The 17,249-nt window shown below is 47.7% G+C and carries 17 protein-coding genes and 2 pseudogenes; 4 read left to right on the top strand and 15 right to left on the bottom strand.

Going from position 1 to position 17,249, the window contains the following annotated elements; genetic code table 11:
• Both ACOX7T_RS11085 and ACOX7T_RS11080 read right to left on the bottom strand, forming a co-directional pair.
• Positions 1 to 327: pseudogene (locus tag ACOX7T_RS11085) on the bottom strand (DUF6138 family protein); the annotation flags it as partial.
• A gap of 14 nt (positions 328 to 341) precedes the next feature.
• Positions 342 to 1,457: a hypothetical protein gene (locus tag ACOX7T_RS11080; protein WP_087262945.1), complete on the bottom strand. Its 1,116-nt coding sequence runs from the start codon at positions 1,455 to 1,457 to the stop codon at positions 342 to 344.
• 1,961 nt (positions 1,458 to 3,418) lie between these two features.
• Here ACOX7T_RS11080 and ACOX7T_RS11075 point away from each other — a divergent pair.
• Positions 3,419 to 4,276 carry a hypothetical protein gene (locus ACOX7T_RS11075; RefSeq protein WP_433442712.1) on the top strand — a complete coding sequence of 286 codons (858 nt, stop codon included), beginning with the start codon at positions 3,419 to 3,421 and terminating at the stop codon, positions 4,274 to 4,276.
• 1,332 nt (positions 4,277 to 5,608) lie between these two features.
• Here the strand turns inward: ACOX7T_RS11075 and ACOX7T_RS11070 are convergent.
• Together ACOX7T_RS11070 and ACOX7T_RS11065 are read right to left on the bottom strand one after the other, a co-directional pair.
• Positions 5,609 to 6,043 carry a selenium binding protein gene (locus ACOX7T_RS11070; protein WP_148316764.1) on the bottom strand — a complete coding sequence of 145 codons (435 nt, stop codon included), beginning with the start codon at positions 6,041 to 6,043 and terminating at the stop codon, positions 5,609 to 5,611.
• A gap of 562 nt (positions 6,044 to 6,605) precedes the next feature.
• Positions 6,606 to 6,875: a type II toxin-antitoxin system Phd/YefM family antitoxin gene (locus ACOX7T_RS11065; protein ID WP_433442710.1), complete on the bottom strand. Its 270-nt coding sequence runs from the start codon at positions 6,873 to 6,875 to the stop codon at positions 6,606 to 6,608.
• A 213-nt stretch (positions 6,876 to 7,088) separates the two neighbouring features.
• Between ACOX7T_RS11065 and rhuM (ACOX7T_RS11060) the strand changes: the two are divergent.
• Positions 7,089 to 7,453, top strand: a pseudogene (gene rhuM, locus ACOX7T_RS11060) (RhuM family protein).
• Positions 7,454 to 7,472: 19 nt separating this feature from the next.
• Positions 7,473 to 7,607, top strand: coding sequence for a RhuM family protein (gene rhuM, locus ACOX7T_RS11055; protein WP_433442708.1), 135 nt, complete (start codon positions 7,473 to 7,475; stop codon positions 7,605 to 7,607).
• Positions 7,608 to 7,704: 97 nt separating this feature from the next.
• Here rhuM (ACOX7T_RS11055) and ACOX7T_RS11050 read toward each other — a convergent pair whose 3' ends face one another.
• On the bottom strand, positions 7,705 to 7,929 hold the full coding sequence (locus ACOX7T_RS11050) for a hypothetical protein (RefSeq protein WP_433442706.1): 225 nt from the start codon (positions 7,927 to 7,929) through the stop codon (positions 7,705 to 7,707).
• A gap of 1,778 nt (positions 7,930 to 9,707) precedes the next feature.
• Here ACOX7T_RS11050 and ACOX7T_RS11045 point away from each other — a divergent pair.
• Positions 9,708 to 9,899: a hypothetical protein gene (locus tag ACOX7T_RS11045; protein ID WP_148316758.1), complete on the top strand. Its 192-nt coding sequence runs from the start codon at positions 9,708 to 9,710 to the stop codon at positions 9,897 to 9,899.
• Positions 9,900 to 10,000: 101 nt separating this feature from the next.
• Here the strand turns inward: ACOX7T_RS11045 and ACOX7T_RS11040 are convergent, their stop codons facing one another.
• From ACOX7T_RS11040 to ACOX7T_RS10995, 10 genes are all read right to left on the bottom strand, one after another.
• Positions 10,001 to 10,327: a hypothetical protein gene (locus tag ACOX7T_RS11040; protein WP_433442704.1), complete on the bottom strand. Its 327-nt coding sequence runs from the start codon at positions 10,325 to 10,327 to the stop codon at positions 10,001 to 10,003.
• Between the two features lie 72 nt (positions 10,328 to 10,399).
• On the bottom strand, positions 10,400 to 10,723 hold the full coding sequence (locus tag ACOX7T_RS11035) for a hypothetical protein (RefSeq protein ID WP_148316754.1): 324 nt from the start codon (positions 10,721 to 10,723) through the stop codon (positions 10,400 to 10,402).
• Entirely contained in the window at positions 10,720 to 11,385 is a 666-nt protein-coding gene (locus ACOX7T_RS11030; protein ID WP_148316752.1) for a recombinase family protein, read from the bottom strand. Before ACOX7T_RS11030 ends, ACOX7T_RS11035 begins: the two co-directional genes overlap by 4 nt.
• Before the next feature lie 63 nt (positions 11,386 to 11,448).
• Positions 11,449 to 11,733 (bottom strand): hypothetical protein, encoded by a 285-nt coding sequence (locus tag ACOX7T_RS11025; RefSeq protein WP_433442702.1) that lies wholly within the window; start codon positions 11,731 to 11,733, stop codon positions 11,449 to 11,451.
• Positions 11,717 to 12,082 carry a hypothetical protein gene (locus ACOX7T_RS11020; RefSeq protein ID WP_433442700.1) on the bottom strand — a complete coding sequence of 122 codons (366 nt, stop codon included), beginning with the start codon at positions 12,080 to 12,082 and terminating at the stop codon, positions 11,717 to 11,719. The genes ACOX7T_RS11025 and ACOX7T_RS11020 overlap by 17 nt, the downstream gene beginning before the upstream one ends.
• Positions 12,083 to 12,084: 2 nt before the next feature.
• Positions 12,085 to 12,387: a hypothetical protein gene (locus tag ACOX7T_RS11015; protein WP_433442698.1), complete on the bottom strand. Its 303-nt coding sequence runs from the start codon at positions 12,385 to 12,387 to the stop codon at positions 12,085 to 12,087.
• Complete coding sequence (locus ACOX7T_RS11010; RefSeq protein ID WP_433442696.1) at positions 12,357 to 13,589, bottom strand: TniQ family protein; 1,233 nt, start codon at positions 13,587 to 13,589, stop codon at positions 12,357 to 12,359. The genes ACOX7T_RS11015 and ACOX7T_RS11010 overlap by 31 nt, the downstream gene beginning before the upstream one ends.
• 54 nt (positions 13,590 to 13,643) lie before the next feature.
• Positions 13,644 to 14,972, bottom strand: coding sequence for an ATP-binding protein (locus ACOX7T_RS11005; RefSeq protein WP_433442694.1), 1,329 nt, complete (start codon positions 14,970 to 14,972; stop codon positions 13,644 to 13,646).
• Positions 14,969 to 16,291, bottom strand: coding sequence for a transposase (locus tag ACOX7T_RS11000; protein ID WP_433442692.1), 1,323 nt, complete (start codon positions 16,289 to 16,291; stop codon positions 14,969 to 14,971). The genes ACOX7T_RS11005 and ACOX7T_RS11000 overlap by 4 nt, the downstream gene beginning before the upstream one ends.
• Before the next feature lie 388 nt (positions 16,292 to 16,679).
• The gene (locus tag ACOX7T_RS10995) at positions 16,680 to 17,063 is read right to left on the bottom strand and encodes a hypothetical protein (protein WP_433442690.1); all 384 of its coding nucleotides are present in this window, start codon (positions 17,061 to 17,063) and stop codon (positions 16,680 to 16,682) included.
• Positions 17,064 to 17,249: the final 186 nt, after the last annotated feature.

Genomic DNA, 17,249 nt, shown 5'->3' with positions numbered 1-17,249 from the left:
CTCCTGTTCCAACAGGCCAAGTAAATAGTAGTCAATTTCACCCCACCGGCTCTGGCGGCGCAGGTTTTCGCTGAAAGCAATGGCCTTTTCCGCGTCAAGGGTCTCGGCCTGCTGCGCTTCGGTCCATTTTCTCACCAGAGCGTGCACCTCAAAGGGTGCGCCTTCGCTGCTGACCACTACCGGCGGCCAGAGGGAATCAAGCCGCGTGATTCTCCCGTCAATGGCATCCTGGATACACTGGTCAAAGAGCGGTTGCAGTTCTTCCTGTACCTCGGGCTTCATCCAGTAACAGCGTCCGTCCGCACTATTGCGTTTTGGTAAACTCATGAGATGCTCTCCTCTCAGGTCTGCTGATGCTGCATGGATACGATATGGCAGTCCGGGCAGAACTCCACATAGAGCGTGCCCTCCGCGCAGTCAAACACTGTATCCCACTGAATTTGGGCCAGATATTTCATGGGCTTGCCGCAGTGAGGACAGGTCGTATATTCCGCGTCCTGCACCCAGTTGCCAAAGCCGCCAATGGTATTCACATCCTGGCAGGCCGCGCCATAGAACAGGGGCGCCGGCGCCTTACCCAGCACAAAGGGATTTTCGGTGAGAGCCTTGTAGTCCTCGGGACTGACATAGCAATCCGTCTTCTCCGCCCCGTCAAAGAGTTCGGAGGGAAAGACCTCCACGCCGCCATCCAGGGTGAACCGGTTGAAAGCGGGGCCTTTGAGAAATCCCACACAGCTGGGGCAGCAGGTGGCGGTCAGGATGCCGTCCAGTCCCAGGAACCGGAGCCGCTCATCCCGGCCGTCCAATACCAGCATGTCCACCATGCGCCCGCCACAGTGGGGGCATGTGTCCTCCCTTGCCCGGCCAATGCGGACGGGAGATTTCTCACCGGTGGTTCCTTTGACCATAGGATAGCAGGTGTCGAAGTTGAGTTGGATTTTCTGGCCCTCCTTGTTGAAGGTCCAGCCTCCGATTTGCGCATAGCTGGATGGGTCCACATAGAGGCCCTTGCGCCAGGGCCGGGGATTTCGTTCCAGCTCCAGCAGAGTCTGCATTGCCTTGTCATCTCCCTGCATAGCAAGGCAACTCATCAGGTTGGAGGCCTCGCTGGAATATTCCGCGGACAATAGCGCATGAATCAGACCATCCCGCACATCGGCAGGAGCGTGATAATAGATCTCACAGGGCCAGAACACCCCTGCGGCCAGTGCCGCCCGCTGGATCTCCGGGTCGATGGCGTCCCGATACCCCAGCAACTGCCAGAAGTCGGTGAACTCCGGGTCCTCCATATCAGCCAACCTCTGGATGTTCTGGATCAGGTTTCTCTGCTTCTCTGCGATTTGTTCCGGCGTCCAGGACAGCGCAGCTTGCCGATCCTGCTCACACTTACATTTCCAGCACAATCCCTCATAGCCCAAGGAGGTCCCACAGCCGGGGCAGGTGTATTTCAGGCTCATATTCGTTGACTCCTTTCCAAAGATAGAAAAACGCCCCGCGACACCCTGTCACTTGGACAGGCTGACGCAGGGCGTGAAAAGGCCGCAAGAGAGGAACCACATCTACCCCCAGATGTGGTTTCCTCCACAGACAAAATAATTTCCTCATATATAAAAGACGCAGTGATCAACTGCTCTGTTTTTTCTTTCATCGCATAACCTCATGATTCATTACCATGCCAAAAATCAAGGGCCTGAAAAGGGTGCAATTTAAACAAATTATATCATACTACTGTGCAATCGAAAAGGTGTATTTATTTTGACAGATTATATAAACGAAGTATTTACCGGAGAAAACCTCGTATAGTCATAAAGTAAAATGTAGCCTCTCCCAGCATGAAGCGGAAAGAGCTACATTTTACTTTGTAGTATGTTTTATCCTATGAAACCGACTGCAGACAAGGCCAAAAAGGAACCGCCCTAAGACGCAAAAGGAGAATCTCTGGGTGCCTGTGTGGCAATCTAAGAACTCTTGGTTATGTGAATATTGAACTGTTTGTGCGGTCTTTCTTACAGAAAAAATACTGATTAAACTTTTTGTTACCCCTAGCATTTGCGGCTGATGTTTGGCCTGTAAGACAGCACAAGTTCCCCATTCAGCAAAGTGAGAAACGCCTCCGGAATCCATCTTAAAATACCACTGCACTGGTATGCCAAAAATCATTGACAAAGATACAGAGAATCGAAATCTGCTCGCAAATTTTCTTTGTGGAAAAGAATGCTTCTTCAAATATTGCCTGTACCACTACATTAGGGATGGTCAGTATTGTCCTGTGTGACTATGTAGCCAGAAAAATAGGGAACGATGGAGAGGGACATTTGACTTTCTTGTCTTCCGAAGCCCACGACTTCAGCTGTATGTAGTTCACTCCATCAGCTTTTAAGTTCCGTCAGATACTTGATAATGGTCTGATTTTTGTGGCACACAATTACCTCATCGCTTCGCAGGGCTGCTCGCGCATGGGTATACGAACAATCTGCATTCAGGTGCACCTTTGCCCAGCTCATGTTGCTACACTCGCTGTTGGCTATAACATTTATAGATGACCTCATACATCACACTGGGGACAATTTGTCCCCAGTTATGATCCAATCACGGAAAACTGTAGCTATATCATGTCCGCCTCCCAGAAATAGCCCAAAGGCTACAACACCATGTGATAGTTTTTGGTTACCTGCTACTGTCCATAATCATCACTCACGGATACCCTGAACACCATTAGGCAGCTGTGCTAGAGCAAGAACAGTCTGTTGAGGATCTCCATCTGGCCCTCTGCTTCGACTTACTCGAGACGCATTGCTGTCCATCCTAGACTCTAAGGAGGACAACAACCTGGACAGCCTGTCCTGGACGGATAACACTTTAGCGCTGCTCAGCCAGGTATCTAGAATGGATGATTTCCAGCTTGTTTGTTTTCTTACCGTCTGATAAAATGAGAATAATTCCATGCTGGACTTTCCAAAATTAACAGCGTTTGGTTAGCGGATCCCCAAGCAGATGGTACGGGAAATCAAGATGTGCTGCCTGACGCTCCAGAGGCAACCTTGATAGGCAGATGCAGTTCCTGATAGGCAATCAGATCCTCCTATCATATGCTGTTTCTACTGGAGCTGTCCAATAGCTACATCTGGCTTCATACGACCTAAGGGGAGCACAGCTAGAGCAGCACCAACTTTTTCGAACCTGACCATCTTGGATATGGACGCCCTTTATGAGTGCATTGTGCGCTAGAACGCCGAATACGCCGTTATGGCTCCACAGGGAGAGACCCTGAAAGAGGTGGAGGCCCATACGCAGCGGCGGAAGAAGTAAAAAAAGCAGATCATACAGTTAAAAGCGAAGATAAAAAGAGAAGCAATTCAGCAGACAAACGGAGATTCGGCAGGAACTTATTTACTTAGAAGAGAAATTTGAGATTTACATGGAACGGAATAACATCTTCAAACTATTGGAACAGAACTATAAATCATTCGAAAGTAATTTGTTTCGAATTGATGAGCTTTTTCAAAAACGCTACATGATAGAGCAAAATTTCGGGCAAAAAACTACATTAAAAAATTTTGTGCAACAACATTGCTTTTATAGCTGGAAAAACAGAGGGCGTTGCATCGATGTAGATGATTTTCTAAATACAATTGGCTACCCCCTTGATCCTTACGAGACAATCAATCTATATTCGTATTTAGACAGAATCGAGGGAATTTATAACCTATGGTATCTTGCAAAAAACTATCGATATTTATCTGAAAAGCCGCCTAAATTCTATATAACTTATAGCATCCTCAAAACATTACTCGACGATTGTCTCTCTGATTTTAATTACAAAGCATATTACAATTCAGAAGTTGAGCAACTCATAGTAGCTGAGGACAAACCAGAGGTAACTGCCGTTGCAGAAATCGTAGATCCTCAAACTGCCTTTGAAATTGTACGATATAATCACCGCACATTGCAAGGAAACTTTGAGGCAAAAAAACGCATTCTTCTTACAATGGGAGCAGAATTAGAACCCAAAAGAAATGTTTTAAAGGGTATAAATCAGTCATTGGAGCGCAACATTTTCTTTATGCTTAATAATTTAAATCTCCGGCATAACAACTGTGCGGAGGGAGACAAGAACTATAAAAAAGCGGTAGCTTCTATGACTCCGATGGACTTGGAGCATTGGTATGATGTGCTATATCAAATGATTTTGTTGGCTAATTTGGAGCTAGAAAATTCGAAGCGACTGCATGATATCGATAGTCTAAAGAATACACTTTCAAGAGAAAACCTATAGATGCACTAAAAAGAAAACTACGGGATCTGCATTTAAAGGTCCAGCAGCGAGCGCCAAAGAGAACTGTTTAGGCGTGTCATCTGAGTGATGTGACTGTCCTTTTGCCTCAATACATCCAATCCCTGTGCTTTCCAGATTCGCAGAAGAGATAGCACAATTATATTAGTAATGTAACCGCAGATACCACGGTTTTTTGCGCTTTACCTTGGACACCATACGGTTTTACGCCGGAATTATGCCGGTACGAATACCGTTTCAGTGCGGACGGCAAAGCAAAAAACCAAGACTGCCGGGGAGGTAGGGGTGTTCGGCGAAAATGCAGCCATATACAAAAGCCTCTTTGTAGTTACAAACACAATTATCAGTTCGGCAATGGTATAGGTGCCTCGGCTGAATCATATATGGATTGGCTGATTTGACTGTCTATCAGGTATGTGTGTTTGTTGGGCATTGGGTCAGTCCTTGACTGCCTGCCGCGGTAGACCGCCCCGTAGCCCCTCTGCCGCTACGCTTTGATAATCCCAGCTCCATTGGACAATACCCATCAAGAGTTTCGGATTTTGGCTCTAAGACAGGTATTATCTACATATTACTTGCGTATTGTCAGCATATTACAAAGGCAAACCACGGCTGGAGGAAAAGGCTTGCCAGTACGACAGTGCGCGTACCTGACACCAGTAGCTTTGAGATTTCAGTTTCAGCAATATGAGCCAAACACTCTGCATCCTCCCTATGGACAGAGAAGGTCTACCTCCCGTATTTCTTTTGTAGAAAAGGCCTTCCATCCAAAATATTCTTTCTGGGAAAGCCCCCATCCCCTGCTCTTAGATACACCAGACGCATTTTGCCTATTATTTACATATTATTTGCATATTTCACATATTATCTGCTTATTAGTCAAATATTACACAGATATAAAATGCAGATTGCAGAAATTGAAAAACATATTAGATGCATATTGCATATTAAAGTCATCGGGCATAGAAAGAGCCCCACCGTGTGGTAGGGCTTTCTGCGTTCTGCAATACTTTTGCTACGATTGGCTAGATGTCAAGTTACACCCTATGGTAGCGACAGCGGCATGGAGTTTGACTCTATGCCGCCATGCGGAAACGAGATGCAGAGTGTCTTTTCTACAGAGAAAATATCTGAATAGGCTTCTTTTTCGGCTAACTGTAGTCACAAAGGCTCTGGTTTTCTCCATTCTATTTTAAGAGATATGTTGACGAGTTTTTAGGTTTGAACATATCGCATTGTGAATTGGGAATCCTGAAGAGTTTACAGAGATTCCGCCTCATAAAAAGAGAGCTAACTAGTTAGTTCTCTTTTTATTTAATATCCTCTTAAATCATGCAGCAGATCGGAAAGTTCTTGATTAAGGCCTATAAAGCCAAGAAGGTACTCTTCTGTAATCTCAAATTGCCTATTTCCATCCTTTACTCTTTCTTTTGTCGCCAATGTTTGTTCGCCAGATGCGTTTGTAATGCGATAGCTATGAATTATTCGGTTTCTCATTCGGATAATTTTGGCAAACAGTGTTTCAATTTTATCTCCACATTTTGAAGTGATGACCTCATGAACGCTTCCCTTGAGATGCCCTGATTCCAAGTCTATTAGATGATGCCAGTCGTATTTATCTAAGTCATCACATCTGAGGATATTCTCAACTATAAAGGCGTTATTTGAGTTAAAAACACAAATAGCGCTCCCTAGCAGTTCGCGGTATTGCTTAGTAGGTAGAGATTGTCTTGTATAGCTTTCGTACATCTTGATTCCCTCTTGCTTTATCTTTTAATCAAATATCCTGTACTGGTAAATTACTAAGTTCCTGAGAAGGCACCTTTGCCCAGCACTTAGTCTTGTCAAGCTCCGGGTAATAGCAGCGCCACTTGTCGTAATCCTCTTTGGAGATTTTACCCATGAGGTTCTATTTACTACATTCTTGACTGTCGTGAGGACTATCAATGGCTCGTCCCTTAATTGCCACAAACTTGTTTAATATCTGTAAAAAAATTAAAGGGCGCATTTTGATTGCCCTCCGGCCCCCTACTTCCTCGGCGATTTTGTTTTTTTACTTTGCCGTCCGTAATGAAACCGTATCCGAACTGGCGTGATTTCGGTATCAAAGTGTATACAGATCACCAGTTCATCCCCCGGAGAATGCATTCTATCTCCTCACCAAAGCCAAGACGCTCAAAGTACTGCTGTGGAATGATAGTTCCACCTTCAAGTGATTCGCTGCGTCCGAGTTTTGCAGCATCCCACTGATAAACCGCACGGTTTTAAGCACATCTTTTCGGGTAGCAAGCAAATACCTAAACTATACAACCTATTCCCCTCCAATGGTGTCTTTCATCGCCTTCAGCGCATCCTTGGAGGAATAGCGTTGCTCTGTCAACTCAGTTTCTTTCTCAGCCTCCTGTAACTTGAAATATACTTCACCTCCGAACTGCAAGTTTTCGAATGCCTCCATGCTCAAAACCACCATATCAATATATCCGTTTTTCGTCAAGAAAACAGGTTGAGCTGTTTCATGAACTGTCTTTGATATGTCTACAAAGTTATTTATCAAATCAGAAACAGGTCTAACCATACTCATAACATCAACCTCCTTGCGAGAATTTTAGCATGATTATGTTGAAATATCATCTAGTTGACACAAAAATGATGAATGAACTCATCCAGAACATCTATGTAGATGCTGAACTGACAGCGGAAACAACTATCCGGAATATCCGGATAGTTCAGACTGATGGCTCCCGTCAAGTTAACCGTCAGATAAAGGCACTACAATCTACAGGCTATCATTGCTGTGGGCTTCAATGTCAATAACGACCGGGTTGTCCAGTTTCGCAAGTGGGCCAACGCCATCATCAAGGACTCTACAATCCAGGGCTGGGCCATGGACGCGGCAGCGTACTCACAAAAGGATACTTCGACCACCTGCTAGTACAGAGCCAGGAGATTCGGATGTCTGAGCGCAGGTTCTACCAGAAGATCACCGACATCTATGCCACTGCGTTGGATTATGACAAGTCGGCCAAAACAACGCGGCTGTTTTTTGCGGAGGTACAGAATAAGCTCCATTGGGCCATCCATCGTCACACAGCTACGGAACTGATTATGGAACGGTCCAATGCGGAAAAGCCACCCATGGGGCTGACCTCCTGGGAGTAGAAAGATCCAGAAGTATGATGTGTCCATCGCCAAAAATTATCTCTCCAAAGAGGGACTCCAGCCGCTGGAACGCATTGTTACCATGTATTTGGACTATGCGGAATATCAGGCCAGCCGCAACGGGTATCCTTCTCGCCAACTACATCCAAAATAAGATCCCATTTGGGTTGATAAAAGCAGCAGTTACCGAGCAACTCTCGGCAACTGCTGCTGATAGAGGCATCTCAAGTAACGAAAAACGGTCCTCACCTTCAAAGTCGCACAATAGCCATCTTGTAGCCAGTGCTCCAGGCCGCTCCAGCACGGCCACCAACAACTACAGCCCAGGTCTTGTCCTCAGCCCAGGTCTTGTCCTCTTCCTCGGGGTCCAAACCCAGCGCCTTAATCGTGCGTGTCAGTTTGGATGTGCTATGGTATGAGTACTTACCCTGGACATAGGCCATCACTTCTCGCCCGTTAATGCGCTCTTCTAACATAGACACTCTACTCATTTTTGTGTACCTCCAATAAAACAAAATAGGATTATATGCCATAGATTTAAGAGTTTTTTGTATGAACTATTTGAAAAATCTCTACCTGAGCTGCTGGGGATTGCTGACACCAGTTTGTACAACCAGAGGGAATCACTGGCTGCATTCTGTGCTGTGAAAGTAAGATTCAGGAACTTTACCAAGGCAGATTAGTGAACTTCTTAATAGATGAGTTAATCACCAACATCTGTCCAAGCCAGTGGGGATTGTTGATATCGGCTCTGTGCAACCGGAGCGGATCACTGACTGCGTCCTGTACTGCAATCGTGTCTACCCTGTTGCTTTAGCAAGGTAAACTATTAAATACATCTGTGGATGAGTTAATCAGCACCCCTGTCCAAGCCAGTAGGTATTGTTGATATTGGCTCTGTGAAACCGGAACGGATTACTGACTGCGTCCTGTGCTGCAGGGGGAAATCAGTCAGATGTTGAAAGACTGCCTGGCAGACCACTGGAGGCAAGCCCTTGAGTCAAGTGTCTTGACCACCCTGTACCTGCCCTGGGAGGCCATGAGCCAAAGGCGCTGCCACACCTGCACCTGGCAAATGGACCGACCGCTCGGCACATTTCTTTCGTGTCAAAGAATCATGAGATCTTTAGCTTCGGGATAAGGCTGGAAGGCATGAGCTTGTCGTGAAAAGAATGCAACACCCCCTGAGCATCGCAAAAAGAGTATAATACTACTCTTTTGCGCTGCTCAGGGGAGTCCAAGACCTCATTTGATCTTGTCAGCGATGATCGACCAGCCTGCTCTCCGCCGTATTCTCGCTCCTCGGCGACCATCCTTGAGCAAGCTCCCCCGGCTCATCGCCGGCGAGAAACCCTCCTGCCTAATTTCTATTCCCGGACAGGCACACCCGGTTGACGGGAGTTCTTGGATCATCTTTCCCATGCATTCCCCCGAGCGGATTTATTGCAGCGGCTCCGCCAGACCTGATCGCGCTTGTTGATATCGAGGGCCGTGATCGCCTAAACCCCCGTCTCCGGATGGACCAGAGAGAGTCTGTATGCAGCCAGCCCGCTGCGGGGGGATTCGCCAGGAATTATGGGTCTCCTCCTGTACTAGCCCCTCATCTCCGTGCGCTGTCTGGCTATGTCTATTACATCCTATGCGGTTTTCCTTTTTTGTATTTCCACTTTTTGATTGTTTTATATAACAAGGGACAATTTTCCCCAATAAAAGTTGCAGAATATATTGTTATTAGATATTTTTTGAAATAATACAAGAACTAAAATTCCTAAAAAATTTTTTTATGCGGCACAAATCCAGTGTTCATTTTTTTGTACAACAACCAACTGTTTCACTACAAAATAGTTTCATAATATTTTATCCTAACGATCATTTTGATATTTTTGGGAATTTAATTCAACTTTGCTTATCTCCTTGATGCATTATATAATTACCAAAACACCTACAGGTGGTCTTGAAATGAGATTGAAGAAAGTCACGAGCCAAAGATTCAATCAAATCAATCGAGGAGTACTTCCCGTCTGCCTTTTTTCTTTGTGTAAAAGAATAGTCAATGCTGATAGTCAGCGTCAGCTCTACAGAATAAAAAGTTGCAGAATGTAAAGTTCCTTGATAAGATAAAATAAAGATCATAAACAAAGTAGCCGAGAAATTACCCCAGCATCTGGACAAAGTCTGCAAGAACATCTTGCAGGCTGCTAACAATCGCGTAGATTGTAAGTGTATCAAAAAGTTTGCATAGGAGCCAATTGATATGGGTAGGACAGAAATTATCACAATTACAATTGACAGTGAGCTAAAGGCGCAGGTCGAAGATCTGATCAAGCCCATGGGTATTAGCATCGAAGAATTGATTAACCATTTTTTCCATTGGTGCATCAACAATCCTAGGGAAGCTGCAGCTTATCTACAATCGGCTCAAGAGGAACAAGCAGGACAAGCATAATTCACCCGATCATATAAAAATAATCACAGTACTGAGACAAAACATCGGGCCCGATCAAGCGATCGAGCCCGATGTTTTTCATGTTAATAGTCTTGACCAACTTATTTATCGGTTGACACTCCGTGTTTATGCGTACCATCCAGGACGAGATCCAGCCAGCAGTCCACACAGAATACATCCCGGGCTGTGTACCCATATTTGCGCATCATCGCCTCCTCGTCCACCGGCTCCGGCCTGGGCGCCTTACCCAGCATATATAGCGCCACCCGTCTCCCGTGGTGCCAGACCTCCGGCAATGTGTATACAGCATGGGCCGGTTTCTCTTTGCCGCAGATGCTACATTGCATCTTTGGGGTATCCAGGCCGGCATTTTCGATCTCTTCAAGGATTTCATCCACAGTTAACTTGGTATTGTCTTCTTTTTTCATAACTATCCTTCTTTCTTAGCAAATCCTCAAGCTTGGGTAATACATCTCCTGATTACTAGCGAGTTCCTAGTGTTATTCAATGGGCAAATTGTTGGCGATACGATAAAAGAGGATATCCTCTACATCGCCAGATGCAAATACTGACTGTCGCAGGGCAGACATTGCAGCCAATGCAGCCTGGTGCATCTTTTTGACTTGCTGCCTCGTCGTAGCTAATGAGTCTGCAAATTGATTAAGAGTCATCTGATCCATATGGAGCAGTTTTTGGACGATTTCTTTGGCGTCACCATGAAAATAGCAGATGGCATTGTAAAGCAGTTCCAAAGAGATTTTGGCTTTTTCATCCCCGGTCATCTGCTCATAGGTATCAACTGCATAACGGTAGCACTCAGTCATGTTAATTTCCTTTCTGCCTTACTGGACTGGATGGCTGACAGGTATCTGTAAACTGTGGGGCGGCTTACTTGTGCCAACCTGGCCAGTTCTGTCACATTGATTTCTTTACATTGGTATTTCGCATAGTATCGAAAAAAACTATCTGGGATGCGCTCTACCGTGATGGACGGGCGGCCCAACTGTTTGCCTTTGGCCCTGGCGTTGGCCACACCGCTACGCACACGGGCTCGAATCATGCTCAACTCCAGTTCGGAAAACACGGCGATGAGCTGCAGAAAGGCCACAGTCATAGGGTCCGGCTCAGTCGTCCTACAGTCGATGGTGATGCTCCCTAAGATTTGGAGCCTAATGCGCTTGGACTTGATTGTCTCTACAATCTGGCAAAACTGCTGCACTGAGCGGGACAATCTGGAGGGTTCTGTCACTACAATGGTATCCCCAGGGTGGACGGTATCCCACATCATGTTCTGCTGCTCTTTGGCCTCGGCATCCCCATGTTCATATTCCTGCCAGATAACGGTGGCACCCGCAGCTCTCAATTCCCGGACCTGGCGATCAATGTCCTGGCGGGTCTCGTTGGTCGAGCACCGGGCGTAACCATGTACAGTACCAGCGTTATCTGTAACGATAATCCCCTTTTGATTTTCCGTTCCATTTTTCACTGTTTTATCCCCCTGGGAGGCCCCAAAATCGGGGTCTCCCGTGTGTAACGGCAAACATTTGTTTTACGGACACCCCTCTGCCGCTTTGCGCTTTGCCTCGATTACTTGCTCGATTTTGTCTCCAATGATCTTACATGCCAGCCGGTAGGTACAAGGGGTAACACCAGCAGGGGGAGCCCTAGAGGTTATCGTCATAAACGCAGACATGGCCCACATCATGGTCTCCATGTCAGCGTGAGATACCAGAGGCCATAGGGCCTCATCCGTCCAATCGGTCAGGTCGTCATCGCAGGCAACCCAGCTGAGAGTGAGCGCGTGGATCTTGGCGTAACTATCCATCCATATCATGGCGACTCCTCCTGGTCCGTATCAGTGCCAATGCACGGCGTGGACTTGTTCCCTGACTCCCCCGGGCAGGTACTGGGTATATCGCCCGCATCTTGTCGTGCATATCACTCATCAATCCGTCAAGGCGATCTTTAAGTTCCAAGTACTCCATTACGGTGTTGAGTCCATCCTCCACACACAGGGTATACATGGCTGCAACTGCTGCCGCCCCGTCCCCCATGGCAATCATGTACGGACTCTCATCGACCGACAGACACATAGTCTCTGCGATGCCCTCTGCCGTTTTCAGCTGATCTTTTTTCTCGCATTTTTCTCTGACTTCTTTCAAAATCTTTCGATACTTGTCCATACTTAGGCCTCCGTTGAACCTTGAGGAGGGAATTTTCGCAGCATATCGCCCTGCAGCTCATCGATCAGACGCATCAAGCGGGTCTTGATGTCCTGATAATACTCAACGGTATTGATATTGTGACTGGTACACAGGATGTACAGTGCTAGCAATGCAGATGTGCCACTTTCCACTCTCGTAATAAAGGTGGAGTCATCCACTAAATTGCGTAATCTTGGCATCATGCTCGCAATCTCCTGCTCGCGTTCTTTTTCTTCCTTTTCCAGGACTGCTCTCACAATTTGCCGGTGCTCTTTCGGTCGCATTTATATTCCTCCTTGTTTTGTAAAACATCCAAGATGATTGTTCGCACGAACACAGCAAGCTGTGTGTTGCCGTTTTCTTTCGCTGCTTGTGCGATAAGATCATACTCATTGTCTGTTAGCAACAACCGGATACACCGGTTGCGCTCCTGCCGGATCTGCCGCCAAAAGGGTTGTATATTATACTTTTGCGCAAGGGAGTCCAACTGTCCAGGCTGTATACCCATCTTTGCGGCCAGATCTTTTTTGCCATATACAATGCCGGTCTCCTTATAACGCAGCAACTGCTCCAGCAGAAGATCCGCAGCATCGAGCCTTGGGCCAAATAGTGCCTCTGCATCCATTCCAACCATCACAGCGAGTAGTGCATACCGCTCTGGTGATGATAGCTTCCAATTTATGAGCCGTGATAGTACAGCAGCAGACAAGCTGGCAAAGTACTGCTCATAGATCTGTATTCCATAATACTTCCTGGCTGCTTGCTGGATTTTAGCAACACTCATGGTCTGATACTTGCTGATCTTGTCCACTCCATATCCTGCGTTGATCAATGCGGTATGCAGATTGTTGTATCCAACCGTTGGGGCATAGTCTCCGTATAGCAGTGCCGCAAGGATGTCCGTCAGTAGCTCTATCGAAGGCTCAGTACCTTCTGTTACAGTTTCCTGACAGTGAACAGAACCGAGTGGGAGAAACACCTCAGACAACCTCGAAAATTTGATGGGCAAAGTAACAAGTGGGATCTTGTGCATCGGGCAGTAGCCCAAGAGGGGGATCTGATGCACTCTGTGCCAATATGCCTCCCCATATTTTTCTGTATCCAAGAGATAACAGGTGGGGCAGTACTTGAGCCCCTCCACGCCGTCTGGCATCTGCGTCCGCACACTGGTGATGCCTGATCCACGGCCTACCCGTAATGCCTCCCATACCTGCCGTTTTTTGTCCGTTGGAAAAAATCTTGTATAGTACGGTAGTAGAGTATGGTTTTGAAGTACATCATCGATCGACTGTACTCCAGAAGGCAAGTTGGACAAGATGGCGGCGCAGTCGCCTCCAGGGACAAGCCTGCCATGCACCATAGGCCGGCCACCGTATAGCTCACTGATAGTGGTTGCGTGCTTGGAATGCCCGGATCGCACATGGTAGCGGCAGAGGACGGAGTACCACCATTCCCCGGGGTAGGGCGTGGGAAAATAGGTCAGCATCGGCGCAACCCCATCAAATGTGCAAGCGCAACAGGGACCCAGTGCAGTTTTGGGTTACCCATGATAATCCGCCTCCAGATATCCGTTTTCCTTTAGGTGTGCCTCAAGGTCAATACTCTTGTTGTACGCCATAAGCAGGTCTCCATCATCCCGCTGTGCTGCCTTGCGTCCTCTTTTGTTTGCGTATTGCCGTGGCACTTCTTCTTGCTCCAACGGTGGCGCTGGTGGATCCATCCCGATTTCAAAATCTGAGATATGAGTTCCGGCCGCATAGGTCCTGGGCACCTTAATGGCCAACAGATCGACCGCCCGCTGGATCACTTTTTCGTTGATAGAGCTACAGCCAATAAGTAAGGCCTGTGCCTGCGCCTCAGCAAAGATTTTAATCACATAGGCCGGGATACCGCCGCTGCAATCGTACAGCTTATTGCCGATGGATGTGGTCAGCGGTGCCGCCTGTGCGGTGTATTGATAGGGCCATATCTTGCGTACAAAGTCAAGATAGACCCCGTCCGGCCGAAATGGTGCCAGTCGGATGCCTCTGGTGCGCCGTTTGAGATGCTCCTGGGCAGTAAACAATTCTTCCGCCAACGGTGTACCTACAAAATAGATGGAGGTCATTGTCTCGTTTGTGAGCTCAACCAGATATCGGAGCAGAGGCTTTTCCTGCCGATTTTTACGGGCAGTCAGCACTGCGTTCTGAATCTCGTCGACTACCAATAGCCCCACATGATGGTTGGTAAACAGGATTTTTGTCTGTACTGCAATGGCGGATGCAGATGCTGACCGTAGTCCCTGCGTCGATTCCAGATAATGTGAGCCAATAGCCCGATCAAGTGCAGCCATAACAGAGAATCCAAGAGTCTTGACAGAGCAGTCACTCGGGCATTCAACATGGAGCCACAGCACTTGCTTACAGTAACAGGGCTGTCCCTGGTACTCCACATGATCGATTACCTGCGGCATCGTAGATAGACACCGGCGTATGGTGGCTGTTTTGCCGCATCCCGGGACTCCCAAAATTGACCCGCTGTCTGCCTGCGTGGCATAGTTGGTGTCTCGGCCACAGTAGTAGGCATTGATTGCCCTGGTCGAGTCCACCACATCAGCTGTACGGTATGTCGTGGCAATCGCCCGGTATAGCGTGTCATAGATGGCATACTGGAACGGCATCGGTACATAGATGGAGGAGAGTGATGGTAGCAGCCCCCGGCGCTCCTCGGACGACATTTTTGCTAAGTCGTGTGGGATAGGTGGGTAGCTTGCAACGGCTTGCAAAAATTGCTCCGGTGACAGCATGTCCGGCATGGCTGCCAGGTATGGGTTTCCGCTGTTTCCATTGTAGACAGCCCCGACCGTATGACCTGTTGGATATTTGCTCATGTCAGCCGCCCCCTCTCTGTGATTTGGTCGTGCTTGATTGTGTTGCCATCGACTTGACGGATAGGTTCCTTGTGTTCATCGGCGTGCTCAATGATGGCTCGGATGGCCTGGGTGGCGGCGATACTTGATGCCGTCTCTTTTGCTCGGGCCACTCCCCTGCTCTTCTTAGCTGCTTCATGTGCTGCATCAACCTCACAAACAGAGAGCGGCTGGCCAATCTCAACTGCATGGCATGGGCAGATCCCGTCAGCCAGGATGATATGGATACGACGCAAATCTGCTGGATTATAAGCAATCGTATAGCTATCTCCAATGATCAACCCGGTCGCATCATCCGGGCCATACCACATGCGGTTGACCCGAATCCCTTTACGGGTTAGTTTTGCGGTATCCCGGGGTAGTGTTTGGATGTGAAGCTCTTCCATGTCCACCGTCATCAGTCTGGGGGAGATCTCAAGCCATCTTTTAGCTGGAGTCTTGCCATCGACAAGCCGCCCGCTGTTAAGATACAGTACGGAGTGGATGACGATTCGGGTAAAATCGTCTAAATCCAACACAGCCTGTGTCCGGTAATCCGTGGCCCATCGTTCCTGGGCATCATCCTCAATGACTCCTTTACCTCGTAATAGTGGTTTATACCGCTGCTGAAGCAGGTCGATTGACTTCTCTACACAACCCTTTTGATCCGGTCTAAACGGCGGTAAGGTCAGTACTTCCAGTCCGTACCGACGGCATAGTTCCGACATGCGGGGACCCAAAAATTCTCGCCCCTGATCTGTGATAATCTCCGTTGGCATCCCCACTGAGGGCCATTGCTCTGGTGTAATCTCGATTCCATAGCGAGCACAGTACTCCACCTTATCCATAGTGGCCTGAGCGATACAAGCCATCACTGCAGTCTCATCGCAGTCAAATCCGACATAGACACCGGCGATTAAGTGGGTGGCTGTATCTACTGCCATATAGATGTACGGTCTGCCCACCACGATGGATCGATCCTTCCTGGACACCAGATAGATATCCGCCTGTGTGGCGTCCATTTGATACGATCCTGGCTGCGGCCGCCATCCAGCAGAGGAACCCCATGCAGGCCGATGGTCTCTCTGATATTTGGTCAGTCCTTCCCGAGCTATGACTTTCTGTGGATTCTTGTGGTATCCCTTATCATAGTAGTAGTGCCGGAACTGCGACCATGTGGGGGCATCACTATCAAACTCTCCATTATGGCCCACATAATCCTCAAGCATCATCATCTCGTAGGCAGCCCGTAGGGATAAGCGTTTGGAGCCATAGTAATACCGCCGGATGGCTCGCGCCATGATTTGGTTGCTCTCGCTAATCTGTTGCTTCCGTTTTTGCATGAGTCGTCCTGTGGCCAGATACCTATAATACAAGCGTAGAATGCGGCGTGTGGTGGTTTGATTCTGTTGTGCTATCTCTGCCGCCATCTGGTAACGCAAGGACTTGTCCGAGATACAATCAGTGCAATCAAGCAACGGTTGGATCATCTTCAGGCGGACCACCTGAGCCGGTGTTATAGTGTGATCTTCCATCCAACTATCCGGCGCTGGTACACGCTCATACCTGTGCAGGTCGGCCTCAAAAAATGGGGGAGAGGGCCCGTTACAATCAATGAGCCAGCAACCAGATGGAGTTTCTATCAGGACCCGGAAAACGACACCAAGCCGACATACAAAACGCAGTGGTCTATCCATCCACGATCACCACCATCCACTCCGTGTCGGTCACCGCCCAGTATCTGCGGGATAGCTCCAGGCGTTCCATATAGGCTTTTTTCTTTAGCTGCTTCCAGCGAATGAACTCTCGTACCCCTTTGTGGCCGTCTGCATACTGGATAACAAAATCAGTAGCCCACCCGGTCTGCAGATAGTCCGTGCGTATGCCTGCCCGTGATATGCGGCTAATGATATCGGCATCCAAAGGACAGCCGGCTTGATAACTCTGCACCCACGGCTGCTCTTCCAGCCATTTGGCATAGTCCCTGGCCCACTTGCTGTGGAGGCACACGACCTCGTTGTTTTTGGGACTATAAAATCGGATATCCCGTGTGCGTTCTCCTAAGCGTTCCATGCGTCTTTCCTCCCTAAATAGTTGTCTCCCCAGTGGCTTATATCTCCATCAGTTTTCTTTATCAGCAAATTTTTATCTTTATTCTTTGAATTAACTCAAAATTTTGCATCCAAAAATTGAATTAGATCAAAAATCTGATGATTCTATCCGCAAATTTTTCATTTAATTCAAATTTCGCTGTCAATT

The organism is Pseudoflavonifractor sp., from assembly GCF_050943825.1.
Lineage (GTDB): Bacteria > Bacillota > Clostridia > Oscillospirales > Oscillospiraceae > Pseudoflavonifractor.
This window is presented reverse-complemented; position numbering and strand designations above follow the sequence as displayed.